The following is a 25057-nucleotide window of genomic DNA, read 5'->3' on the forward strand; positions in this document are numbered from 1 at the left end:
TCCTTCTTATTAGCTGAATCTTGCAGTTAGCATCGCATCACTGCAATTACTCTGAATAATTTTGTATAACTATATCATAAATTATAGACTTTTTGTTAAAATTCGTGAAAACTCTGGATAAATGCAGAACGTTTTTAGAACGTTAGCCTATTGAAAAAACCTCCGTTGTTACGGAGGTTTTGTTATTAGTAAATCCAATCGCTATCTTGTTTTGAATAAGTTATTATGTCATTATCGCCGAAAAACAAATTGATTTCTTTTTCGGCGCTTTCAGGTGAGTCAGATCCATGAATGATGTTTTTACCTACTGTCACCCCATAGTCACCACGGATTGTTCCCGGTGCTGCTTCAAGCGGATTTGTTTTTCCCATCATGCTGCGAGCTGTTGCAATAACATTATCACCTTCCCAGACCATTGCCAATACAGGACCGGATGTGATGAATTGAACAAGTTCACCAAAGAATGGCTTATCTTCATGCTCACCATAATGCGTTTTGGCCAGTTCATCTGATATTTGCATCAATTTAGCACCAGCAAGCTTGAATCCTTTACGTTCAAACCGGTTTACAATTTCACCTGTTAAATTGCGCTGAACACCATCTGGTTTAACCATTAAAAATGTCTGTTCCATATCAAGCACCTCTTCTGTATGTATTTAGTTATAAACACCATTAAGATTCTAACAAATTTTCAAGCCTATAACAAACAATCTATGAACGCCGCTTACCTATATATTTGGCAATGCTCTGAAGTGTCCTTTTTGCTTTAAGATCCGGTAAGTCATCAAGTTCTTTTAATGCTTTGTGCAAATATTGGTCACTAAGCTGATATGACAGCCGAATCGCATCTGTATCTTTCAGCTCGCTTAGCAATGGCTGTATGTCATTTGTTGTAACCTGCTGTGGTTCGGAAAAGGTATCCTTTAACAGTTTATAAAATGCTTCATTTTCCATTGCATATAATACCGGTAAGGTCACATTACCCTGCAAGAGATCATTTCCTGCGGGTTTGCCGAGCTCAGCTTCAGATGATGTGAAATCGAGAATATCATCGATAATCTGATAAGACATGCCAATATAATAACCATACCGGAACAGCTTTTCACTAATCCATGCCGGAGCACCTGATGCTATGGCTCCAAGTTTGCAGCTTGTCGCAATCAAAAGAGCGGTTTTTCGTTTGATTCGGCGCAAATAATGACGAAGATTTTGCTCCCAGTTGTATTTGTCCCTGATTTGTTCAATTTCACCTGTTGACAGTTGAACCATTGTTTTGGAAAGAACTCGATGTGCTATCGGCTCCGGCATAGTTGTAATATTTTCCAGCGCCCTGGCCAGAATAAAATCACCTGTGTACATTGCAACGCGATTACCGTATAAATGCTTGATTGTCGGTTTGCCGCGGCGTAATTTTGCATCGTCTATCACATCATCATGCACCAGAGAGGCCATATGTATTAATTCAAGTGATACAGCAGCCGTTTTAATCCGGTCTATATTAAAATCCCCAAATTGACCACTTAACAAAACAAAAACAGGGCGGATCCGTTTCCCCCCTGCCTGCAGCAATTTAGTGGAAGATTCGCGCAAAACACCATGATTGGCTTGAATGGCATCCGTTAACGCATGTTCAATTAAATCAAGTTCTTTTTTTAAATCGCCGTATGTTTTCGTTAATTTCATGCATGTCACCTTTTATAGTCATTCTTTTGTACCCATGTGCATTGCGGCAACACCACCAGTATACTGCTTGATGCTAACATGTGAAAACCCTGCAGATTGAAACATTTGTTTTAATGTTTGTTTGTCCGGAAAATTTTTAGCTGATTCATGCAGCCAGGCATATTCTTTATAACTTTTAGCAACCATTTTTCCCAAAAGAGGCATAATAAACCGGAAATACAAATAATAACCTTGACGATACCCAATCATGGTTGGCTGAGATGTCTCAAGACATACAACCTTGCCACCGGGTTTTACAACACGATACATCTCTTTCAGCACTGTCATGTAGTCAGGTACGTTACGCAAACCGAATCCAATTGTAACATAATCGAATGAATCGTTGCTGAACGGGAGTTCCATAGCATTCCCCTGAATAAACGAGAGCTGGCCGTATTCCAGTGATTTATTTTTTTCCTCAGCTACCGACAGCATATTATAACTAAAATCAAGACCAATTACTTTACCGGTTTTACCCACTGCTTCAGCAAGCGAGAATGACCAGTCCCCGGTTCCGCAGCAAACATCAAGTGCTGTAGTGCCCTCTTCAACTTTCATACGCTTCATAACATTCTTGCGCCAAGCTTTATGGCGTTTAAAGGAAATAATTGAATTCATGGAGTCGTACTGCCCGGATATTTTTTCAAAAACGCGATGAACGCGTTCTTCTTTTGTTGGCTCTTGCATATATTACCCTTCTTCCGCTATTGAACTGTTGATTGATGAAGTTGTGTCTAACGTTTCTTTTAAATAAGACGCTGTTGCCGAAAGATTCGCCGGAAACTTTGTCAGATGCTTTTCAATCAATGTGCTTTCCTGACGGATGAAGGAGTCGAACGTATTTAGAATACTATGATAGTCATTTAAAGGAATTTTATCAAACCAGGGACCAAAGGCTTTTTCAATCCCGGATTGTGCCGGATGGTTTTTAGCGGACGTTAATTTTCTGATCATTAACCAATTTGCAGCAATATTGCCAATGAACGTTTCACCGGTGAATGTTGCCATACGGGTGATCAAAAGTGAATTCATTTTTTTGTATATAGAGATGAACGCATCCATCGAATTAAAATTTATATAATATAATTGCATTTTATATTCGTTGATATCCGTAATCGCAGTTGCCAGAACCTGTGTGGTTTCAACTTCGTCTACTTCTGACAGAAGCCTATAATATAATCCGCTGTAGTAATCACCGGCGAGAACTGATAACTGTTTTGATTTTTCCTCATAATTTGACTGGAGCGCATTGGAATCCGGCACAAGGTCATGTGTGTCAAGTGCTGTTTGGATAAGCATTGCTGTAACAATGTAGCTTTCTTTTTTTTCTTCAGACAAAGCCGTATTATTTAAGATTGAGGTCAATATATATAATTTATCCTCATCTAACTGGGGGATTTGTACAAATTGCTCGATATAAGTATGGTGCATTTTTCGTTGTATTAATGCTTTCAGACGACTTATTTCCATACTGGATGTCTGCAAAACAACCACCTGTACCCTTTCATCCATTCCAAACTCATATTGTCATTATAGCATATTCTGTGTGTGTTCCCTAATTAAAAATAAGCCGAATGGCTGAAAATAAGCATCGAAATGATTGATTAGTCATTGCTGATTTCGCCATGACTGGTCTGAATAACTGCCTTGCCTCTTACCTTGACAGCAGAGGTGTGCTCAGTGAACTGTGCAATCATGACCTCATTTTCATCCAATTTCTCTGAATGATGGAATCGTGTATCTGCTCCCCTTGTCAGCCCAATCACGTTCACACCATCTTCCAATGCCTTTATAACAAAAAATTCTTCCATAGCAATCACTCCCGCATATTCTAATAAGTGATGTTTACGGTATACTGAGTTAGAACGTGTTCAAACTGAAAAAAAAGAGCACGCAATATAACGTGCTCTTTGTCCGGCCCTATGTAAGAAAAGCTTATTTAACGCTTTCTTTAAGGGCTTTTCCTGGTTTGAATGCAGGAACTTTACTTGCAGGGATCTTAATTTCTTCCCCTGTTTGCGGATTGCGTCCTTTGCGTTCTGAACGCTCGCGTACTTCAAAGTTCCCGAATCCGATTAACTGTACTTTTTCACCTTTTTTAAGTGAATCCATGACAGATTCAAACACAGCATCTACAGCTTTTGTAGCATCTTTCTTGGATAGTTCACTTTTTTCGGAAACAGCGTTAACCAAGTCTGTTTTATTCATGACATTCACCTCCTCCCAAGAAGTCAAATTGACACTAGAACAAATTGTAATTATATCACCATTTGTTCCCAAATTGCCTTTTTTTATACCTTAATGTCATCCAATCATTGATGACAAGGCTTATATTAACCGAGATTGCTACAAAATTCAACAATAAATGCCTAATTCATCGGTTTTTATTTCATTTTTTGGTTATTATTACTCATTTTTTGGAAATAGTTACCAAATTGGCCCGGCCTGTCATAAAGCCTTTTGTTATGATATACGACATTAAGAAGCAATATCCTGCCTGGAAAGAATAAAAAATGAAAATTGCCCAAAAAAAATAGCAACTATGTATAGCTGCTATAAAATAATGGCTATAAGTCCTCCGGAACCTTCGTTGATGATCCGTTCCAGAGTATCTTTCAGTTTATATCGTGCGTTTTCCGGCATGAGCGAAATTTTTGCCTGAATGCCTTCCCTGACAATGGAACTTAGTGACCTGCCGAAAATATCCGATTCCCAAATCGATAAAGGATCTTCCTCAAAATCCTGCATCAAATATCTCACCAATTCCTCACTCTGCTTCTCTGTTCCAATGATAGGTGCAAACTCTGATTCAACTTCTACTTTTACCATATGGATTGATGGAGCGATCGCTTTCAGTCTGACACCAAACCTGGACCCCTGACGAATAATTTCCGGTTCATCCAGCTCCAAGTCTTCCAAGGTTGGTGCTGCAATGCCATAGCCTGTTTGCTTTACCATCTGAAGTGCCCCTGCTACTTGATCATATTCCCGTTTGGCATGGGTGAAGTCCTGCATAAGTTCAAGTAAATGATCTTTTCCGCGTATTTCTTCACCTACAATTTCTTTCAATACTTCATCATATAAATGTTCCGGAGCATGCAGGTCAATTTCTGCCACACCGTCTCCCATCTCCATCCCTGCAAGATTTGCCCTGTCAATATAATCATAGTCAGCAAAATTGCCTATAATGTAATCGACATCCCGCAGCCGTTTGATGTTTTTAACGGTTGATTGAATCGCTTCTTGATAATTTCTTTGCAGCCAGTGGTTATCATTAAGAACCATCACCCAGCTAGGCAGGTTGACATTCACTTCCAATACCGGGAATTCATATAGTGCTTCCCGCATCACATTATACACATCATGTTCGGTCATCGTTTCCACATTCATTGCTAAGACCGGAATATCATATTTTTCTGTGAGGTCCTGGCGTAACATCTCTGCTTCCGGACTTGTTGGTCTTGCAGAGTTCACGACCATTATAAAAGGCTTTCCTACTTCTTTCATTTCTTCCACGATTTGTTCTTCCGGCTCCTCGTAGTCGTTACGTGTTATTTCACCAAAAGTGCCGTCAGTTGTAACGACTACACCGATTGTCGAATGTTCCTGGATGACTTTGCGTGTTCCGATTTCCGCAGCATCATGGAAAGGTATTGGATCCTCATACCACGGAGTGTTAATCATCCTCGGACCGTTCTCATCTTCAAATCCTCTTGCTCCTTCAACAGCATAACCGACACAGTCTACCAGTCGTACATTTACATCCAGACCTTCATCAACGTGAACTGATACTGCCTGATTTGGTATAAACTTTGGCTCCGTGGTCATGATTGTTTTTCCGGCAGCACTTTGTGGTAATTCATCATGCGCTCTGCCGTGCTCGCTTTCATCGGCAATATTCGGCAGAACACCCAGCTCCATGAAATGTTTAATAAACGTTGATTTTCCAGTCCGGACAGCGCCCACAATTCCAAGATAAATATCTCCATTCGTCCGTTTCGAAATATCTTTGAAAATATCAACTCTCTCCAAGCGATCCCCTCCCGATCTCCTTTTCAAAAATCATTAAAAGTCTGCGAATAATTGACATTACAAGTCTATGATGTTGTCCTATCAAAATATGACTTAGAAAGGTCTAAAAGAAATAAAAAATCCGTTATTTTTACATAAATTTTCTAATCACTTTTTATCCGCGGCATATAATTTTGCCATCCGAATAACAATCACTTTTTTTATGAACGAAATAAATCCCTTGCAACACAATATATGTCACAAGGGATTCATTATGCTTATTAATTTTTCGCTGTATCGAAAACAGGCTCGCCGCCCCGTATGGTATATGGCAAGGAATAAACCGGTACAAATGGTGTGTTCTCCGCTAATACGTAACGAATGTCGTCACCTTCTTGCATATCATGATCATAATCTTCAAGCGCCCGGGTTAGATCTATTCTATAGTCAACATACAAGTTGCCTTCTGTATCCATCACAATTGGCAGGTTTTCTTTAGAGTATGGACTGGTGACATATGGCTTTGATTCCAGTCCCAGTGTTTCATGGTCGATCTCATAGACCCCTTCAGCAATTTCCTCACCAAAAGGCGGATAGAGATGTTCGTTTCTATAAATATTAAGTTTGACCGCTACTTCCCTGATGGCATCAGAAATGCGCAGGTCAATCAGTTTGACCTGAGGATTCTCTTCAGGGTAAATAATGGCATATTGATATAAGCCGCCATTTTGATAAGCTGTTCCGGGAATTTCTGAAAGGATGTTTTCTTCTTTCAACAGCTGAAAATCAACTAAATATTTTCTGAATATTGGTGTGTCATTTGATTTGGTTCGTATCGGAAGCAATCCTTGCGTTTTTTCCTGATATTGATCGACTGCGTTTTGGACTTCTTCCAGCTGACTTTCATTTGGTTCCTGGTTTTTTGATAATTCGTCTTCCGGATAGAAACACCCGCTTAGCAGAAATACCATCAGCAATAAACAAAGAAGCCGGAGATATGTTTTATTCAAGATCCTGTGCCTCCTATGCGGTTGGACCGCTGAAAACGATATAAAGTATGATAAGTGCACCAGCTATTAAAGATATGTACGCAAGCACGGTTACAATTCCCGATAAAAATCCTTTTAATTTGTATCTGCTGAGCAAAATAAGCCCCATCGCTAATAGCAAAAGCCCCATGCCAGCAAATGAAATCCACATATTCAGCATGCTTTGAGACATTTCATCCACTCCTATTTCGAACATACACAACGCATTATAACATATCGGATAACGCTCGGACACGTTAAAAACATTTCGCTGCAAACAAAAGCAGCATTCCTTTTTACCATAAAAAACCCGGAATGAAGGGGGCTGGCTTCATTCCGGCATGACTAAATAATACCCGCCGCAACTCCATCCATGAATGCTTGTGCGATTTATATTATGCGAGCATACGCATCAATGTATCCTCACTTGCCCAGTTATCGCTATTTTTTAAACATTTTATTTAATGTCTGCATATCCATTGGCATGTTATTTTTTGTAATCGCCTCTACAATTTTATCTTCTTTAGCTTTGGAAATAGGTTTGTCAGCCAACTTGGACAATCGTTTCACAAGGTCTCTCACTGTTTTTTCATCCGAGAAATTGGCTTGTTTGACTGAGTCGGCCACTTTTTGAATGTCATTTGGGCTTATACTTGAATTCTTTTGTACTTTATCAAAAAGATTGTCTTCAAAATTACTCACATGCTCGCCTCCTTGCATAGTCATTTCAATATATCCTATGCAAAAATGGCGAATTAGTGTTATTGAGGATAATCAGTGTTTTTGAAAGCCGAAATATCATCCATTTCCTCACGTTTTGTCCGACTCATTAACTGTTCAACGACATCTTTAGGTTTTTCATCATTAAAAAGAATTTGATATAAACCTTCAGTAATTGGCATTTCAATTTGCTGTTCATTTGCAAACTGATGGGCCGCTTTGGTGGTTCTGACACCTTCAACAACCATACCCATTTGTTCCAGGACTTCATCAAGCTTATACCCTTTTCCGAGCATGTTGCCGGCCCGCCAATTACGGCTATGCGGACTGGTGCATGTCACAATCAAATCACCTGCACCCGGCAAGCCCAAAAAGGTCAATGGGCTGGCTCCGAGTGATGCTCCCAATCGGGTTATTTCAGCCAATCCTCTTGTAATAAGTGCGGATTTTGCATTGTCGCCATAGCCTAAACCATCGGAGATACCTGCTCCCAGGGCAATGATATTTTTTAATGCGCCGCCCAATTCGATGCCTATCATGTCAGTGCTGGTATATACACGGAATGATTCGTTGATGAACAAATCCTGGGCAAATTCAGCATTGCTGCTCGTTACAGAAGAAACCGTCACCGTCGTAGGCAGCCGTTTGCCGACTTCTTCAGCATGGCTTGGTCCGGATAATACGGTGATGTCTTCATAATCGTAATTGTCCATTTCTTCACTGATAACCTGGGAGATCCGTTTTAATGATCCGGGCTCAATTCCTTTTGATGCATGGATAATAACAGGGGTATGCTTAAGTACCTTATTCAGATCATTACATACTTCCCTAATCGCTTTAGTAGGTATGACCATAATGATAGCTGATACATCATCAATGGCATTTTCCAATTCATGATAAGCTGTAATTTGTTTGGGAATATCGGCATCAAGATATTTTTTATTCCTGTTAGTGGCATTCATTTCGTTCGCCTGTTCTTTACGGTGCGTCCAAAACCTGACGTCGTGCCCATTATCAGCCAATACAATACTTAATGCCGTACCCCAGCTGCCAGCCCCTAATACTGCTACTTTACTCAAGGATAGTCCTCCTTCATCACGTATTTGATACTATTGACGTTTTCTAGCAAATATCTTAATTGGCGTTCCTGTAAAACCAAATGCATCTCTTATTCGATTTTCTAAAAATCGTCTGTATGAAAAATGCATTAAATCAGGATCATTAACAAACACAACAAAACTTGGCGGTTTAACAGCTACTTGTGTTGCATATAACACTTTCAGCCGTTTGCCCTTCAAAGTCGGTGTCGGATTCATTGCCAGTGCATCCATAATGACATCATTCAATACATTTGTTGGAACACGCTTTGAATGGTTTTCACTAGCGGTTTTAATGGCAGGTGTTAAAGTATGCATCCGCTTTTTCGTTTTTGCAGACAGAAAAACAATCGGTGCATAATCCAAATATTGAAATTGCTTTCGGACCTTATCTTCAAACTCTTTCATTGTTTTTTCATTTGTTTCAACAGTGTCCCATTTATTAACAACAATAATGATGCCTCGTCCGGCTTCATGTGCGTAGCCGGCAATTTTTTTATCTTGTTCTCTTATACCTGTTTCAGCATCAAGCAAAACTAAAACAACATCTGAACGTTCGATAGCTTTTAAGGCACGGAGTACACTATATTTTTCGGTTGCTTCATAAACTTTGCCGCGTTTTCGCATACCTGCTGTGTCAATGATGACAAACTCCTGATCGTCTTTGTGCAGATGGGTATCTATAGCGTCCCGTGTCGTGCCTTCCTGCTCACTTACAATGACGCGCTCTTCGTTCAGCAAACTGTTCACAAGTGATGACTTCCCTACGTTAGGCCTTCCGATTAAACTGAAATAAATGGTATCTTCGTCCGGTGCTTCATCGCTCATTTCCGGAAAATATCCGACAACGGTATCCAATAAATCTCCCAGACCGAGACCATGTGCCCCGGAGATCGGATATGGTTCTCCAAATCCTAATGCGTAATATTCATAAATGTGTTCACGCATTTCAGGGTTATCTATTTTATTCACTCCAATGACCACTGGCTTGTTGGATTTATATAATATTTTTGCAACTTCTTCATCAGCTGCTGTAATGCCTTCCCGTCCATTAAGCAAAAATATAATGACATCTGATTCAGCAATGGCTACTTCTGCCTGCTGACGCATTTGAACAAGCAACGGTTCGTCACTCATATCAATTCCGCCCGTATCAATGAGATTAAATTCTGCTGTCAGCCACTCAGCTTCAGCATAAATCCGGTCCCGCGTTACACCGGGTGTATCTTCTACAATTGAAATTCGTTCGCCGACAAGCCGATTAAAAATAGTTGATTTTCCGACATTTGGCCTGCCGACAACTGCTACAACAGATTTCCTCATGAAAGGAACATCCTTTCTGCTTCTCTATAGTTTACATGTGCAATTACACTGTTTCAGCTTTTACTAATTCTAGCAAAAGAACTGTATATCCACAATTCTTATTATGCCTTCTTTCGGAAAAACAATTTGATTTATGATTGATTTTTGCAGCTTTCCCTGAGAATTTTATAGTCACAAATGGTTCAGTAAATCCTAAAAAAGAAAGAAAAGCAATTCTCATAATAACAATGATTTCGCTGCGTGGCGAGCCTTTTCCTTGGCAGAAATCAAAAAAGAGGCTGGGACATAACTAGCCAAAAATGACTTAAAAAAGGTTCCAATCATCAGTTTTTGATGGTTGGAACCTTTTTGATTTAAATGGTTGTTATCATCTAAGGTAGGATTTGTCTTTTGGGCGGTGTACTTTCTCAAGTTCACCGCCATGAATGCAAATCCTAATTCATTTTTCACTTTCTCCTGCCCCCTGACTGAGAAACGCGGGAAACGCAAATTAGCCTTCAGAAATCCGAAGACTGGCTCCACATCGATTTTACGTCGCCCGTAAACTTCGCCAGTTTCTTCTTCCGAAAGCTGTTGTCTTGTGTAGGCTTTTTGGCTTTCCCACTTCGCGTTATAATAAATTTTCCGGTTATTCCCTTCCTTCGCTTTGGTGCATTGGGAACGCAGTGGGCACCCTGAACAGTCCTCACACTCGTAAACTCTGAAGGTCCGTGTATAGCCGTACCGGTCTGTTCGTTGGGATAGGTAACGGAATGTTACTTTTTGGTCATTCGGGCAGATAAAATAATCGTTTTCCGTGTTATATTCCCAATTGGCGGAATGGAAAGGGTTATTTCTGTATTTCTTTTTCTTTTCTTTCCGGTATTGGTTGTATGTAATCAGGGGCGTGCGTTCCCGGTTCTCGAGGACGTCTTCGTAATTTTGTTCACTGCCATAACCTGCGTCAGCCACAATATACTTAGGCAGCTCAAAGTAACCTTCCTCAATATGATCCAGGAAAGGAACGAAAGTACGTGTGTCCGTCGGGTTTGGGAATACATCGTAAGCGAGCGCGTATTGACCCTCTGTCGCAAGCTGCACATTATAACCTGCTTTCAGCTGGCCGTTCCTCATATGGTCATCTTTCATGCGCATAAACGTGGCATCATGGTCTGTCTTGGAGTAACTGTTGCGTTCCCCGAAAATTTTCATGTCCTGCTTATATTTCTGTTTGCGCACGACAAAGTCCCTGAACCGTTTGCGGTATTGTTTCGGTGCTTTACGTTCGGAACGAAGCTGTTTCCGTTCGCTTCCTTTTTCACGTGCCTCAATCTCTTTGTCATACGCTTCGACTTTCTCATCCAGTTTCTCAGCTATTTGCCTGAGTTCATCGGTGGATAATTCGTCCTCGCTTTCCCGTTCAATCTCCGGGATAATTTCGTTTTCCAGCAATTCATCATACATTTGATTAGACTTCTCCACCAATTTGGCGCTGTGTTTCTCTATCGCTTTCCGCCAAACAAATGTGTATTTATTGGCATTCGCTTCAATCTTGGTCCCATCGATGAAAATCGCTTCTTCATCAATCTGTTTTTCCTGTACAAGCTGGCAGCGGAATTGGACGAAGCATTGACGCAATAACTCTTTAACCTCTGGATGCACACGAAATCGATTGATGGTGCGATACGTTGGTTCATATCCCTGAGCCAGCCACATCATACGGACACTGTCATGTAGTAATCCTTCGATCTTTCTGCCGGAGAAAACAGATTGCGTGTAAGCACATAAAATAATCTTCATCATCATGCGCGGATGATAAGCTGGGTAGCCTGTTTCGCGCCGGAAACCTGTGAAGGCATCATCCGGGATAGTTTCCACGACGTCATTGACGGCATAGGCAATATCATTTTCCTCTATTTTTATTTCTAAATCTAAAGGCAAAACCACTTGATTCATGTTATAATGTTTAAACATAAGGATCCCTCCGATGGTTATTGTGTGGTTACTTTAATTTTATCAGAGGCGATCCTTTTTGTTTACTAAAAATTAACGATAATATAAAAAAAACGTGGTACATTACCTAATCGATAAGTACCACGCTTTTTCAATTTTACTGGGTTTTGTCCCAGCCTCTTTTTCATAATATTACTTATATTTATCCAATTCATCGCCAATGAAGTCTCCCAGCTGAAACCCTGACTGGTCGTCATCTTTTTCATATTGCTTCACTTCTGAAGCTTCCTGATCCTGTTCCAGCTCTTTAATACTGAGAGAAATCCGCTCTTCCTGTTCGTTAACATCCAGTACTTTCACTTGGATCTCCTGATCTACTTCAAGCACTTCCTGCGGTGTCCCAATATGCCGGTTGGCAATTTGTGAGATATGAACCAGGCCTTCGACTCCCGGGAGCACTTCAACGAATGCACCGAAGTTCACGAGACGTTTAACAGTCCCTTTTAGCACATCGCCTCGTGAAACACGTTCTTCAATATCTGCCCAAGGGCCCGGTAATGTTTTCTTTCGGGACAGAGAGATTCGTTCATTATCTCTATCAATGGAAAGTACTTCTACATTGATGGTATCTCCTTTAGCTACAACGTCAGAAGCTTTCTCCACATGTTCATGTGCAAGCTGTGAAATATGGACAAGTCCATCAATGCCACCAAGATCAACAAATACACCGAAGTTAGTCAGGCGCTGCACTGTGCCTTCAAGTACTTGGCCTTCTTCAAGTGATTCCAGCACTTCTTGTTTTTGGGCATTCAATTCATCCTGTACAACATCTTTATGTGATAATATAATACGGTTTTGTTCCTTATCCAAGTCAACGATCTTTACAGATAATGAATGATTTATATAATCAGAAAAGTCCTCAACATAATAAGTTTCCACCAGTGAGGCCGGAATAAAGCCGCGGACACCAACATCAGCAACGAGACCGCCCTTGACGATTTCTTTAATTTCAGTCTCGAATACCTCACCGTTTTCGTATTTTTCTTCCAGGTTACCCCATGCTTCTTCCGCATCTACTGCTTTTTTGGATAAGATGACTTCATCATCATCATCCATTTTTTTAACATACAATTTAAAAGTATCACCTTCCTGAACAACATCGCCAGCTTTTTCAATGTGCAGGCTTGATAATTCACCAATCGGCACAATACCTTCCGTTTTATAGCCAATATCTACAAGAACTTGCTTGTCTTCCACTTTAATAGCAGTTCCTGTAACAATATCTCCTATATTTAATTGCGTTAATTCGTTACTGGATTCACTCATACCATTAGCCCTCCTTAAAATACGTACCAACACAAAATTACTCTTTTTTATAACTTCTAATATTTATAATTATTTGTCAAGCGAAGCATGCTGAGAATTATAATTTTCAAGCAAAATTCTGATTTCGTTCATAATTCCTTCAGCTGCTTCCTTGGCTGATGCTTTTCGAGCACGATAAGATTCCATATCCATTGGCTCTCCGTAAATAACGGTTAGACGGCTACCGGGTTTATATGGCCCGATAATTGCACATGGCACAATCGCTGCATTGGAACGCAATGCGAAAAAACCTGCACCTGCCAAAGGTTTGCCAAGCTCACTGGTTTTGCTGCGTGTCCCTTCCGGAAATAGTCCGAGTGTATTGCCGCCTTCCAGAATATTCAATCCTTTCCGCAGTGCATTCCTATCCCGCATCCCTCTTTTTACGGGAAATGCACGAATACCTGTCAATAGCCTGCCTAATAATGGTTTATCAAACAGTTCCCCTTTAGCCATAAAATAAATATCCCGTGGGGAAGTTATCCCGACAACCGGCGGATCCAAATTTGAAATATGATTTGAACATATAATAACCGGACCGTGTTTTGGCACGTTTTCTTTGCCGATAACGCGTATGCGATAAAGCGGATAAAAAATCAATGAAACAGCTGATTTGGCCACTTTATAAAGACTCATGATTTCTCCCCTTTATCAGGCAGAACTTTTGCAGCTGCTTTCAGGATAGCTTCTTTCACTTCATCAATTGACAGGTTTGTTGTATCTAATTCGATCGCATCATCAGCCTTAATTAATGGTGCAGCTTCACGCTTTGAGTCAATTTGGTCTCTTTGTTCAATCTCCTGCTTTATTTTTTCAATGTCCACTGAAAAACCTTTTTGAAGCATTTCCTCATATCGGCGTTTTGCCCGCTCCTCAACAGATGCTTTTAAAAATATTTTAAGCTCTGCATCAGGGATGACATGGGTGCCAATATCCCGTCCATCCATAACGACTCCGCGTTTTCGGGCGAGTTCCTGCTGTCTTTTCACCATTTCCAGGCGTACTTCCGGATGTTTTGCTGCATGCGAAACATTATTCGTTACCTTCTCAGTACGGATGTCATGTGTAACATCTTCCCCGTCAACCAGCACATGTTGCTGTTCTTTCCCTTGAATAAGTTCAATAGATGTATCGGCCAGCACATCCGCAAGTTTGTCTTCGTCTTCCAATGAAACTTGTTTATTCAATGCTTTATATGTCAATGCACGATACATTGCTCCCGTATCAATATAAATAAAGGACAGTTCTTTTGCGACCATTTTGGAAACGGTGCTTTTCCCGGCAGCCGCAGGGCCGTCGATTGCTACTCTGATTTCATTTTTTTGCATGGCTGTCATCAATTCCTCTCAATCCCGCCACTTACAATCAAGAACGATAAACTTATTTTTTCGAAGGTTTGTTCTATGTAATAGCTTCACTAAAAGCATAACATAAATACTTAAAAAAGTTCTACTCATACAAATGCTGTTTTCAAAACAATAGCGAATAATTGTATAACCAGTTTTAGAATTGTTATATTCCATTGTAAGCAAGGTACCTATTTTCATGCAAACACCTCTAACACAAGACTTTATTCCTGTTATGTCAAAAAAATCAAAAAAGGGGAAGATCTAAAATCTTCCCGCATAAGTGGGTGAACAACCTCTTTAAGACACGCTTAAGAATTGGAGGCGTAGTTAATTTCAGTACCACCCAGCTTTTCCACTTTTTCCTCAGTTCCGTCCATAGCATTTATGAAAATTCGATATGTCTCGTTATCAAGAACACCGAGAAATTCATACACGAGCACTTCTTCACCGACATCGTTATCAATAACCGCCATATAATCTTCGTTAATTTCCACATCCGGATTCACTTTCTCTTTGGCTTCTTCAATGGAGAGCTCCGGCTCAGGGATTTCCCTTTCTTTATGGTTCATAAAATAGTTTCTCGCTGTTAAGCCGAGCAGTTCGCTGTTGTCCAAAGCCACTTTCATTTCAATGGCATCGGAGTAAATCCGAACACCATCCTGATTATAAAGAAATGAATAGACACCGACATTGTCATATTGGTTGCTTGTTAAAACTTCCATATCCTCAAAGTTAAATTGTTTAAGATAATCTTTCGCTTTTTCCAGTCCCTTATTCAAACTGATGTTCTGTTTTTGTACATCACGATTGACGAGCAGTGTCAGTGGATGCCCCCCTTGTTTCGTTATGTCCAGATAACCATTTTTATTATCGTTTTGATACGAGATACTATATATTGGAACGTCGGCACCATCACCGGTTTCAGTAACATTTAAATCACCTTTATTGTCCATGCTGAGCAATTGGCGACCTTTTTCAGCGGCTTCTTCCTGACTGATTTTTTGTCCAGGCAGATTCTGATATTCATGTTCTTCTGAAGATGTTCCGGTAAGTGCGGAATCTGCATTGCTTTCAGCGTATCCTTCAACTTTTTTCTCAACTGTTTTAAATCCGTCAACAATCGTATTATCAGATTGTTCATCTTGCTGAGCTAAAGCTAATTGCACATCCATCCAGCGTAAATTTTCATCCAGTACTGTATGCTGAACTTGCCTCAACTCATCTTTCAATTCACCGGATTGTTCATATAAATTTTTCAATGTTTTTATTTCTTGATCATTCAGGGGCTCATTCTGCAAATCCCTGACAGCTGTTTTGTATGTGAAATCGCCTATATTTGAAAGAAATTCCTCTGTTTTATTAAAGGGCATTAATGTGAGCGGGAGCTGTCCAACATCTGAGACTGCTTCAGAAGTCAATCTCCATATCTCAACCATTTGCGGTGAAAGACTTTCTCTTGAATTCATGGCTAATGCTGTGCCGATTTTGTCATGCATTAGATCCATATGATATGAAAGTTCATGAAAAGCGCGCTGATAATTGTTTTCAGCCTGTATCAATACAGCATTTTTCTCCTGATGCTCCTGATAGCCCCAAAACCCGACACCGGCAATACCAAGTGTGAGCACGCCGACTAATATCCATCTGAGCATTTGCATCACTCCTTCCTATTTGGCAAATATATGTTTTCCGATTTTTTTAATTTGCGGCCTGGACCAGATCCAGTCTGATGTTGCTGTTTCCGGGTTAAAATAGTAGGTAGCATTACCGCTGGGATCCCACCCGTTGATGGCATCCATTACCGCTTTTTTGGACGTTTCATTTGGTGTCAGCCAAATCTGTCCATCAGCTACTGCGGTAAATGCTCGCGGTTCAAAAACAACACCCGAAACCGAATTGGGAAATGTCGCACTTTCAACCCGGTTTAAAATAACAGCAGCTACGGCAACCTGTCCTACATAAGGTTCCCCCTTGCTTCTCCATTTACAGCATTGGACATTAACTGGATATCGTTTTGAGAATACCCTTGGGGGACATTCACTGCGGTTGGCTCAGCATTTGCATTATTATTTTGATTGTTTGTACCATTATCGGCCGTGCCGGTACTTTGATTTTGTTGCGATTGCTTAGAATTATCGGCGCCGCCATAATGCGTGAACTCATTTCCCTGATTTATTTGACTGTGCACATAATCTTTATCGTATTCACTTGCTGCTGCCAGTTTCTCTTTTGTTTGTGTTCCTGCCATACCATCAATTTCCATTCCAAACTCATACTGAAAATTTCTTAAAGCCCAGTACGTGCCCCATCCAAAAACACCATCAATTGTTCCATTGTAGAAACCGAGATACTGTAATCTTGCCTGTAGTTCAATAACATCCTCACCAACAGCACCATGCTGAATGACCTGTTCAGTGAAGGCATTAACCGGTTTTGCTGAATCAGTCGTTTGCAGTCCTATCATCAAAAAACATATAATGATAAAAAGGCACAATTTATTTTTGAACATGATGTTCCCTCCTGCGCGTGCTTTATCGAAGTATCTGAACCTATTTTTTTACGTAATTGACTTTTTATTCATCTTTAATTATCTGACCGTGAAACACTGGTCTTTTGAATAATAAAAAATTCCTTTGCATCGTGTGATACAAAGGAATTCAAGCTTCTATTTCATTTGGCGGATTATGATAGTAAACATGCTTATTAGCTTTTCTCATTCGGTGTAACGCAACCCACCAGAGACCGATCATGAAAGGAATAAGCAGGATCAACCAATCACTCGTTACGGTTTTAAGAATATAATTATACGTACCATGCAACAAAAAAGGAAACATAAGAGCCAGCAATAGGTTCCAGTTTTTATCCTGTTTGTTCATTTTAGCTTTTCCGAGGTGATACCCCATTATAACAGCGAATAATGCATGGGAAGAGACCGGAAACAATGCACGTATAATAGCGAATTCAATACCATTTGTCATTAAATATAAAATGTTTTCAACCGCTGCAAACCCCAGACTGATTGCTACAGCATAGACGATCCCGTCGTAATGGGAATTGAATTCGGTATGATGGAAAATCACGTAAATAAAAATGAACCATTTAAAAAATTCTTCAATCAATGCCGATTGGATAAATGACTGAACAATGCTGCTCTCTGCAAAATTTTCGACCGTTAAACCATATTGTATAAACATGATCGGAAACACAAGAAGGGCGCCGAACAAAAATGTCTTGCCCATTAACAATAAAGGTTCAGCAAACTGATCTTTTAAATAAAAAAAAGCCATTAATGCAAAAGCAGGTGCGATACCCGCTGTCAATAAAGCAAGCATTTGATAAGCCCTCTTTCTCCCATGTAAGCTGTCATTATCATATCATGCAATCGAACAAATGAAAATAAAATTTGAAAAAGGTGATCATTGTGAAAAGCATTCTGATTATACATACTGGCGGAACCATATCAATGCTAGAAAATAAAGATACAGGGGAAGTTACAACCGCAGACAGTCATCCATTAAAAGATGTCACCGATCGTCTGTCTTTCCCGGCTCATATTGATGAAATCATCCCTTTCTCGGTCCCTTCTCCGCAAATCACGCCACAGCATATGGTGGAAGTGGCAAATAAAATAAATGAGGCCTCCGGGGATTATGATGGATTCGTTGTAACACATGGCACCGATACGCTTGAAGAGACAGCATATTTTCTGGATCTTACAGTCGTTGCCAATAAACCAGTTATTATTACCGGAGCTATGCGATCAGCAAATGAAATTGGATCTGACGCGCTATATAATCTGCTAAGTTCCCTGAGAACAGCAACAAACAACGAAGCGTGGAATAAAGGCGTTTTAGTGGTTATAAATGATGAAATACATACAGCACAAAATGTTACAAAGACTTCAACAAGCAATATAGCAACGTTCCAAAGTCCGCAATATGGTCCGATTGGTATTGTCACCAAAGACGATATCATTTTTCATCATACGATTTTATCAAGAAAGATTTATCCAGTCCGTAAAACTGATAAGCGTGTTTATTTATTGAAAGCATACGCAGGTATGAATGGAGATATACTGGATGCTTTACACCAGGTTAAACCGGACGGTCTTGTCATCGAGGGATTGGGTGAAGGTAATTTACCAAAAGATACCCTGAAAGCATTACAACGTATTATAAATGAACAAATACCAGTGATATTAGTGTCACGATGTTATCGGGGTATTGTTCAGCCGACATATGGTTATGACGGCGGCGGGAAACAGCTTAAAGATATGGGCATTATTTTCGCAAATGGCCTGACAGGACCCAAAGCCCGGCTCAAATTATTAATTATGCTGGAGACAACCACAAATTTAGAAGCGCTAAAAGAAACATTTGAAAAGACATATTAAGATAGCAAAAAGGGTAACAGTATTTTGCTGTTACCCTTTTGACATAATGGCATTAGCGATTATTCCGCCATGGTAGCGGCCATTTTCAATAAATATTTCGTTATTGTTATAACCCGCAGCTACTACCCCGGCAACATAAATACCCGGTACGTTCGTCTCCATAGTTTCCGGATCGTAATAAGGCCGTCCGCTTTCCTCATCTATCGAAACACCTGTATTCTTTAAGAATGTATGATCAGGTTTATATCCCGTCATGGCAAAAACAAAGTCATTATCAATTTCTTTCGTTTCATTTTCGGCAGTATAGACAATTTTGTCGTGTGTGATTTCGTTTACCTCGGCATTAAATTCCATCCGGACAATATTCTTTCGGACCAATGAATCAAATTCAGGCAAAATCCAAGGTTTAATGCTCTTGGAATAAGCATCTCCGCGGTACAGAACCGTGATATTGGCACCAGCTTTATGCAATTCAAGCGTTGTATCGACTGCCGAGTTTTTGCCGCCGATAACCGTCACATTTTTGCCGAGATACGGATGAGCTTCCTTAAAATAATGCATAACTTTCGGCAGTTCTTCGCCTGGAATGTTCATCTTGTTTGGCTGATCGTAATAACCTGTAGCAATTATGACGTTGTCAGCTATATATTTTTCATATGTTCCTTTTGCTGTTTCCGTTTCAACTGAAAATGTATTTTCATCAAAAGACGAGATTCTGAGAACGTCCTCAAATGAATTGATTCGCAAGTTTTTTCTGCTTGCCACTTCTCTGTAATAAGCCAGAGCCTGATTGCGCACCGGCTTTTTCATTTCCGTTATAAAAGGCATATCTCCAATTTCAAGTTTATCACTTGAACTGAAAAATGTTTGATGTGTCGGAAAGTTATAGATTGTGTTGACAACATTCGCTTTCTCGATAATTAATGGATTAATCCCATGTTCTTGAAGATCAATCGCACACGCCATGCCGCATGGGCCGCCCCCAATAACAATTGTCTTTTCTTTTCTCATCGTACGCACTTCCTTATTATATAATTCCATTAAAAAACTCTTATCCAACTATACATGATAAGAGTTTTTTCGTCACATATTCCGTTTTTGAACTGATTCGCTTGCATTAAATTGCCGCAGATTCTAAAAGTATTTACTGATTTATACCCAGCCGCGAAATCTTGCAGCTTCCGCCATTTTTCGCACGCCGGACATATAAGCTGCCAGACGCATATCGATACGTCTAGTCTCGGCTGTATTATAAATATTGTTAAATGCTTTTATCATATTTTCATGAAGCTTTTCATCAATTTCTTCTGCGGACCAGTAATAACCTTGGTTGTTCTGCACCCACTCGAAATAGGACACTGTGACGCCTCCTGAAGATGCAAGCACATCAGGAACAAGCAAAACACCACGTTCTGAAAGAATTCTGGTTCCTTCCAGAGTTGTCGGTCCATTTGCGGCTTCGACCACGATACCGGCTTTAATTTTATGCGCGTTTTCCCCGGTAATTTGATTTTGTACGGCTGCAGGCACAAGTATATCGCAATCTAATTCCAGCAGCTCATTGTTGGTGATGGTGTCTTCAAATAATTTAGTAACCGTTCCAAAACTGTCTCTTCTATCCAGTAAATAATCAATATCAAGGCCCTCAGGGTCATGAAGAGCGCCATAAGCATCTGATATGCCTACGATTTTAGCGCCTGCATCATAGAGAAATTTCGCAAGGAAGCTGCCTGCGTTTCCGAAACCTTGAACGACTACTCTTGCCCCTTTTACATCAAAACCTTTTTTCTTGGCTGCTTCATTTATACAAATTGTTACACCTTTAGCAGTAGCAGATTCCCTGCCGTGTGAACCGCCCAGAACAATTGGCTTTCCTGTGATAAAGCCCGGGTTGTTAAATTCATCAATGCGGCTGTATTCATCCATCATCCATGCCATGATTTGCGAGTTTGTAAAGACATCCGGCGCCGGAATATCCTTGTTCGGTCCAACGATCTGGCTGATCGCACGAACGTATCCTCTGCTGAGTCCTTCCAGTTCCCGAAAAGACATCTCACGCGGATCACAGATAATTCCGCCTTTCCCGCCGCCATATGGCAAATCAACAATTCCTGCTTTCAGACTCATCCATATTGATAAAGCCTTGACTTCTTTTTCATTAACATTCGGGTGAAACCTGACACCGCCCTTTGTAGGTCCAACAGCATCATTGTGCTGTGCGCGGTATCCAGTGAAAATTTTAATCGAACCATCGTCCATTCGAACCGGGATTCTTACGGTCATCATACGCATAGGATCTTTCATCAGTTCAAATACTTCGTCAGGGTAACCCAATTTCTCCAATGCGTTTTTAACAACAGTCCGTGTTGAGGCTAACACATCTGTGACTTCATTCTTATCTTTGGTAGAATCTGCTGCGTTGTCGGCTACCATGAATTTACCTCCTATAAAATCATAAGATATTTAAATATTAACGGTACTCAGAGATTAGTATACACTTTCCCGATAAATATGCAATAAAATCAATCGAATTTCTTCAGGGAAAAAACCGAAACGTGTAAACGATTCAACTAAGTCTTTCTCCGCAAGTGACTTTATCAATGAAACGTATCCATAATTTGTTTGACAGCAGTCGACTTCATAATTTGTTTACCATACTCTTTTAACCTGTATGATGTGATAATACTTGGGAAAGAGAACTCTGACATAACGGCAATCACATTTTCTTTATCCTTTTGAAGAAACTCTGCTTCATGAAATAACATATAGTAGCGCTTATCCATATGATATATTTGACCGCCGTGTATGCCCAATGCTGTCAAATTTGCTGCAACCTGGATGATGTCTTCAAAGTCGTCAAATGAGAAAATCAATTCTTTGCTTTCATCCAATGTCACTTTCATCTCGACGAAATCCTCATCCCATTCATCGTTGCTTCCCTTCTGGGTCACAATTACATGCATTCCCTGCGCCTGCATTAAATGCACCTGTACGAGCAATTCACCCTCGAGTTCAAAGTCAAGCTCAGTACTTGCTTCATACATCATATCGCTGAACAAATTGCGTACGTTGGCTGCATCGTACCATAAATCTTCTTTTGTAAACCCACGATCTATTAAGTCATCAAAAGTGAGAAAAATTGTAAATTGATTATTGGACACCCGTTCAATACGCATAAAGCATCCCCCTCTTCTTAACTTAAGTTATACCCGAACAAGAAACCATCGTAATGATAAGCTTGCATCTGTTTCCTTTACTATACTATATGCTGCCGGAAAGATTGTTGAACACTATAATTTATTATTTGTATTTGGACGTGATCTATAAGCTTCTTAGACATTCGGCTAATAGTGCGTGTTCAAAAAGAGGATAAAAAGGACCAAGAAGTTCGAGACGGCGCAGTTTCGAGCACAGAAAAACTCTCCCCGAATTTACATCGCACGCGAGCATTAGCGTGTTTCTTTTCCAAGGAGCCGGAATGTATGCCTTTAGATACATGAGCCGCGAAGAAACAAGCCAACGAAAAATTCGACGTGTCATTTTCACCGCACTTTTTGAACAACCTCTAATAACTTTAATGATCATATCATATTCTGAATGTTTCACTCCATGTAAACTTTCGCCTGTTTATGTATCCAATGAATCAGCGTTTTTAGTGATTACATATTTCTAACAACATCAAGCAGTTCATCTCCCCAAAAATAAAACATAACAACAAACACTGCAATCAGTAAAACAGTAACGGTTACAAGCCTTTTTGAGGCATTGCTCAGTTTTAATTTTGTACGTTTTTTCGTTTTACTGTGAACTTCTTTACGGGGGGCAAGTTTAAGATATCTATATTACGCTCCGTTTTAACATCAGTTCCTGCATCTGAATGTTGAATTTGCGGCCTCTTTTCCTCCTGATTTGCCTCATCTTGCGTACTTTCCACCTCATCAATAAGCTTTCTCAGTTCTGAAGCCTGATCGTCTTGTTCTCTTGTTTTATTCTCCATCGGCCTGCACCTCATTTCTGAAAGCGAATAATCAGTCCTAATACAAAATCCACTGTAAAATGAGCAATCATTGTAACAAATAAATTTTCAGTAAGAACAAATATATACCCAATATAAAAACTTATAAATATAACAGAAACCAGCAGTACCGGTTTGTTTAAATAACGAAAATGAACCAGAGCAAACAGAATACTGGCAACTATATACCCGAACTCTGTCTGAATCACACCCCTAAAAAGAAGTTCCTCACTCACGGAGACAAGTAAAGCGATCACCAAAATGCCCCCGACAGACCGGTTTCTAAAAATTCTATCATTAATCCCGCCATCATCATAGTATTTTCTCGGAAAAACTTTCATGAGCAACAAATCAATGAGAACAATAAAAAGGCCCGGCACCAAACCATAGAATACAAAATCACTTATCTGAAAACTGAAGTAATCCAGCCATTCATTTACTCTTTCAAATAACAGGAAACTTAATAAAAAAGTAAGACCTAACATGATCATCTGGCTCAGGACTAATTGCAGCGACAATTCTTTATCACTTAATTGTTTCACGATGTCACTTTGTTTCATTATTATAATCCTCAATAAGCAATAACTTTTTAAGTTTGGCTTCCCAGTAGAGCACAACTTCATCGGTTTCTGTTTGTTCCGGCTCCCATTTTTCAAAAGTAAACCCGCAATTGCTGCAGCAACCATACAGCGGCGGCTTGTAATTGTCCTGAAATCCTTTATAAAGATGCTTTCGCAAGCAGTTCTCTTCATGGATCCAATTTAACATTTCGTAAAGTTTTCTTTCTTTAAAGGACGTTCTTTTTTCAATAAAATGACCGATTTTGCGAATGGAATCTTTCCAGTTATTGCTATCATAAATGAGGGCTTTTCCATCCATCATACCATGCTTCTCCATTTGATAATACAAAAATCGGCATTGGACTTCATTCAGTTCTAACGTTTCAAAGATGCGGGAAGATGACGGCAATTGCATATCTTTCGAATACATATCATAAAGCTTGTTAAACAAGCCTGTTAAGTTGTCTTTTGCCGGGAGTTCATTTTGAATGATCGACCCTTGGATGTGTTCGTCTCCCGGGGAGTATAATAGCATACTGACACTGGATTTGCCGTCGCGGCCCGCTCTTCCTGTCTCCTGGAGAAAAGACTCAATTTGCAATGGAAAGTGGTAGTGCAGAATCAGCCGTATATCCCGCTTATTGATCCCCATTCCAAACGCGCTTGTACAACAGATGATGTCAAGTTGTCCATTCATGAATTGCTGCTGAATTATAATCCTGTCTATCTGCTCCATATCCCCATGATAGAATGCCACTCGCTGGAAAGAAAGTTGTCCTGATATGTATGCAGCAATTTCTTCTGCTTTTCGCTTACTGGAAAAATAAATGAGTGTTGGAACTCTGTTTTTCCTTAAGATGTCCATCATGAAGTTTCTTTTCTCATTGTCATTATTAACCTTTTCCACCATAAACGTTATATTATCCCTGTCCATCGGATAAATATGACTGATAATATCAGGCTTTTCCAATGAACTTATGATATCATGCTGTACTTCCTTGGTTGCTGTCGCACTGAGTGCCAATAAAGGGGGGTTGTTCAGTTTTTTCAATACAGTGCCAAGTCTTAAATAGTCCGGTCTGAATTCATGCCCCCACTGTGAAATGCAATGTGCTTCATCTATGACGAATAATGAAATCCTGACGTTTTTCAGCTGCCCAATCACTTCATTTTGTTGAAGAAGTTCCGGGGACAGATAAATTAATTTAAACTGATCCAATCGATTGAAAACGTCGGTCTTCTCATCTGGTCTCATAAAACTGTTTAATGCCACAACATCTTTAAATCCTGCTGCTTTCAGCTGTTTAACCTGGTCCTCCATTAAAGAGATTAACGGGGAAACGACAATAGTGAGACCATTAAGGATCGTTGCAGGCAACTGATAGCACAATGATTTCCCCGAACCAGTCGGCAATATACCCAATACATCGTGTCCCTCTATAACATCTTCTATAATTTCTTTCTGACCTTCCCGGAAGGAATCAATATAAAATTGCTGTTTCAATTGTTTTTTTAAGTTTTCTTTAATCAAAGCACTCACCT

At 40.0% G+C, this 25057-nt stretch carries 25 protein-coding genes and 1 pseudogene; 1 reads left to right on the plus strand and 25 read right to left on the minus strand.

Annotated features, from left to right (window positions below; genetic code table 11):
• Positions 1 to 185: 185 nt before the first annotated feature.
• The 19 genes and pseudogenes from ndk to prsW form a co-directional block, all read right to left on the minus strand.
• Positions 186 to 632 carry a nucleoside-diphosphate kinase gene (ndk, locus tag AOX59_RS04670; RefSeq protein WP_068442534.1) on the minus strand — a complete coding sequence of 149 codons (447 nt, stop codon included), beginning with the start codon at positions 630 to 632 and terminating at the stop codon, positions 186 to 188.
• A 79-nt stretch (positions 633 to 711) separates the two neighbouring features.
• Positions 712 to 1683, minus strand: a complete 972-nt coding sequence (hepT, locus tag AOX59_RS04675; protein ID WP_068442544.1) for a heptaprenyl diphosphate synthase component II — start codon at positions 1681 to 1683, stop codon at positions 712 to 714.
• 18 nt (positions 1684 to 1701) lie between these two features.
• Positions 1702 to 2409 carry a demethylmenaquinone methyltransferase gene (locus AOX59_RS04680; protein ID WP_068442548.1) on the minus strand — a complete coding sequence of 236 codons (708 nt, stop codon included), beginning with the start codon at positions 2407 to 2409 and terminating at the stop codon, positions 1702 to 1704.
• A gap of 3 nt (positions 2410 to 2412) precedes the next feature.
• Positions 2413 to 3234, minus strand: a complete 822-nt coding sequence (locus AOX59_RS04685; RefSeq protein ID WP_068442551.1) for a heptaprenyl diphosphate synthase component 1 — start codon at positions 3232 to 3234, stop codon at positions 2413 to 2415.
• A gap of 92 nt (positions 3235 to 3326) precedes the next feature.
• A complete protein-coding gene (gene mtrB, locus AOX59_RS04690) occupies positions 3327 to 3533 on the minus strand; it encodes a trp RNA-binding attenuation protein MtrB (protein ID WP_068442554.1) in 207 nt (68 codons plus the stop codon).
• Positions 3534 to 3657: 124 nt separating this feature from the next.
• Positions 3658 to 3930: an HU family DNA-binding protein gene (locus AOX59_RS04695; protein WP_068442558.1), complete on the minus strand. Its 273-nt coding sequence runs from the start codon at positions 3928 to 3930 to the stop codon at positions 3658 to 3660.
• Positions 3931 to 4275: 345 nt separating this feature from the next.
• Positions 4276 to 5754: a stage IV sporulation protein A gene (gene spoIVA, locus AOX59_RS04700; protein ID WP_068442562.1), complete on the minus strand. Its 1479-nt coding sequence runs from the start codon at positions 5752 to 5754 to the stop codon at positions 4276 to 4278.
• 260 nt (positions 5755 to 6014) lie between these two features.
• Complete coding sequence (locus AOX59_RS04705) at positions 6015 to 6743, minus strand: hypothetical protein (protein WP_156418641.1); 729 nt, start codon at positions 6741 to 6743, stop codon at positions 6015 to 6017.
• Between the two features lie 13 nt (positions 6744 to 6756).
• Complete coding sequence (locus tag AOX59_RS04710) at positions 6757 to 6954, minus strand: DUF2768 domain-containing protein (RefSeq protein ID WP_068442565.1); 198 nt, start codon at positions 6952 to 6954, stop codon at positions 6757 to 6759.
• A gap of 248 nt (positions 6955 to 7202) precedes the next feature.
• Complete coding sequence (locus tag AOX59_RS04715) at positions 7203 to 7463, minus strand: stage VI sporulation protein F (RefSeq protein WP_068442568.1); 261 nt, start codon at positions 7461 to 7463, stop codon at positions 7203 to 7205.
• A 59-nt stretch (positions 7464 to 7522) separates the two neighbouring features.
• Positions 7523 to 8560: an NAD(P)H-dependent glycerol-3-phosphate dehydrogenase gene (locus tag AOX59_RS04720; RefSeq protein WP_068442571.1), complete on the minus strand. Its 1038-nt coding sequence runs from the start codon at positions 8558 to 8560 to the stop codon at positions 7523 to 7525.
• 30 nt (positions 8561 to 8590) lie between these two features.
• The gene (gene der / locus AOX59_RS04725) at positions 8591 to 9901 is read right to left on the minus strand and encodes a ribosome biogenesis GTPase Der (protein ID WP_068442574.1); all 1311 of its coding nucleotides are present in this window, start codon (positions 9899 to 9901) and stop codon (positions 8591 to 8593) included.
• A gap of 216 nt (positions 9902 to 10117) precedes the next feature.
• Entirely contained in the window at positions 10118 to 11854 is a 1737-nt protein-coding gene (locus AOX59_RS04730; protein ID WP_068442578.1) for an IS1182 family transposase, read from the minus strand.
• Between the two features lie 171 nt (positions 11855 to 12025).
• The gene (gene rpsA / locus AOX59_RS04735) at positions 12026 to 13159 is read right to left on the minus strand and encodes a 30S ribosomal protein S1 (RefSeq protein ID WP_068442580.1); all 1134 of its coding nucleotides are present in this window, start codon (positions 13157 to 13159) and stop codon (positions 12026 to 12028) included.
• Positions 13160 to 13228: 69 nt separating this feature from the next.
• Positions 13229 to 13834 (minus strand): lysophospholipid acyltransferase family protein, encoded by a 606-nt coding sequence (locus AOX59_RS04740; RefSeq protein ID WP_068442583.1) that lies wholly within the window; start codon positions 13832 to 13834, stop codon positions 13229 to 13231.
• A complete protein-coding gene (cmk, locus tag AOX59_RS04745; RefSeq protein WP_156418642.1) occupies positions 13831 to 14535 on the minus strand; it encodes a (d)CMP kinase in 705 nt (234 codons plus the stop codon). The genes AOX59_RS04740 and cmk overlap by 4 nt, the downstream gene beginning before the upstream one ends.
• 320 nt (positions 14536 to 14855) lie before the next feature.
• The gene (gene ypeB / locus AOX59_RS04750; protein WP_068442586.1) at positions 14856 to 16199 is read right to left on the minus strand and encodes a germination protein YpeB; all 1344 of its coding nucleotides are present in this window, start codon (positions 16197 to 16199) and stop codon (positions 14856 to 14858) included.
• Positions 16200 to 16214: 15 nt separating this feature from the next.
• Positions 16215 to 17011, minus strand: a pseudogene (gene sleB, locus AOX59_RS04755) (spore cortex-lytic enzyme).
• A gap of 193 nt (positions 17012 to 17204) precedes the next feature.
• Positions 17205 to 17879 (minus strand): glutamic-type intramembrane protease PrsW, encoded by a 675-nt coding sequence (prsW, locus tag AOX59_RS04760; protein WP_068442589.1) that lies wholly within the window; start codon positions 17877 to 17879, stop codon positions 17205 to 17207.
• A gap of 89 nt (positions 17880 to 17968) precedes the next feature.
• Between prsW and AOX59_RS04765 the strand changes: the two genes are divergently transcribed.
• On the plus strand, positions 17969 to 18940 hold the full coding sequence (locus AOX59_RS04765; RefSeq protein WP_082684128.1) for an asparaginase: 972 nt from the start codon (positions 17969 to 17971) through the stop codon (positions 18938 to 18940).
• A gap of 30 nt (positions 18941 to 18970) precedes the next feature.
• Here the strand turns inward: AOX59_RS04765 and AOX59_RS04770 are convergent, their stop codons facing one another.
• The 6 genes from AOX59_RS04770 to AOX59_RS04795 form a co-directional block, all read right to left on the minus strand.
• The gene (locus tag AOX59_RS04770) at positions 18971 to 19951 is read right to left on the minus strand and encodes a YpdA family putative bacillithiol disulfide reductase (protein ID WP_068448146.1); all 981 of its coding nucleotides are present in this window, start codon (positions 19949 to 19951) and stop codon (positions 18971 to 18973) included.
• Positions 19952 to 20092: 141 nt separating this feature from the next.
• Positions 20093 to 21373, minus strand: a complete 1281-nt coding sequence (locus AOX59_RS04775; protein WP_068442591.1) for a Glu/Leu/Phe/Val family dehydrogenase — start codon at positions 21371 to 21373, stop codon at positions 20093 to 20095.
• A 164-nt stretch (positions 21374 to 21537) separates the two neighbouring features.
• The gene (locus AOX59_RS04780; protein WP_068442596.1) at positions 21538 to 22116 is read right to left on the minus strand and encodes a genetic competence negative regulator; all 579 of its coding nucleotides are present in this window, start codon (positions 22114 to 22116) and stop codon (positions 21538 to 21540) included.
• Between the two features lie 599 nt (positions 22117 to 22715).
• On the minus strand, positions 22716 to 22937 hold the full coding sequence (locus AOX59_RS04785; protein ID WP_068442599.1) for a hypothetical protein: 222 nt from the start codon (positions 22935 to 22937) through the stop codon (positions 22716 to 22718).
• Positions 22938 to 22948: 11 nt separating this feature from the next.
• The gene (locus tag AOX59_RS04790; RefSeq protein ID WP_068442602.1) at positions 22949 to 23515 is read right to left on the minus strand and encodes a CPBP family intramembrane glutamic endopeptidase; all 567 of its coding nucleotides are present in this window, start codon (positions 23513 to 23515) and stop codon (positions 22949 to 22951) included.
• Positions 23502 to 25046 (minus strand): RecQ family ATP-dependent DNA helicase, encoded by a 1545-nt coding sequence (locus AOX59_RS04795; protein WP_068442605.1) that lies wholly within the window; start codon positions 25044 to 25046, stop codon positions 23502 to 23504. Before AOX59_RS04795 ends, AOX59_RS04790 begins: the two co-directional genes overlap by 14 nt.
• Positions 25047 to 25057: the final 11 nt, after the last annotated feature.

This window comes from Lentibacillus amyloliquefaciens, assembly GCF_001307805.1.
Taxonomy (GTDB): domain Bacteria; phylum Bacillota; class Bacilli; order Bacillales; family Amphibacillaceae; genus Lentibacillus; species Lentibacillus amyloliquefaciens.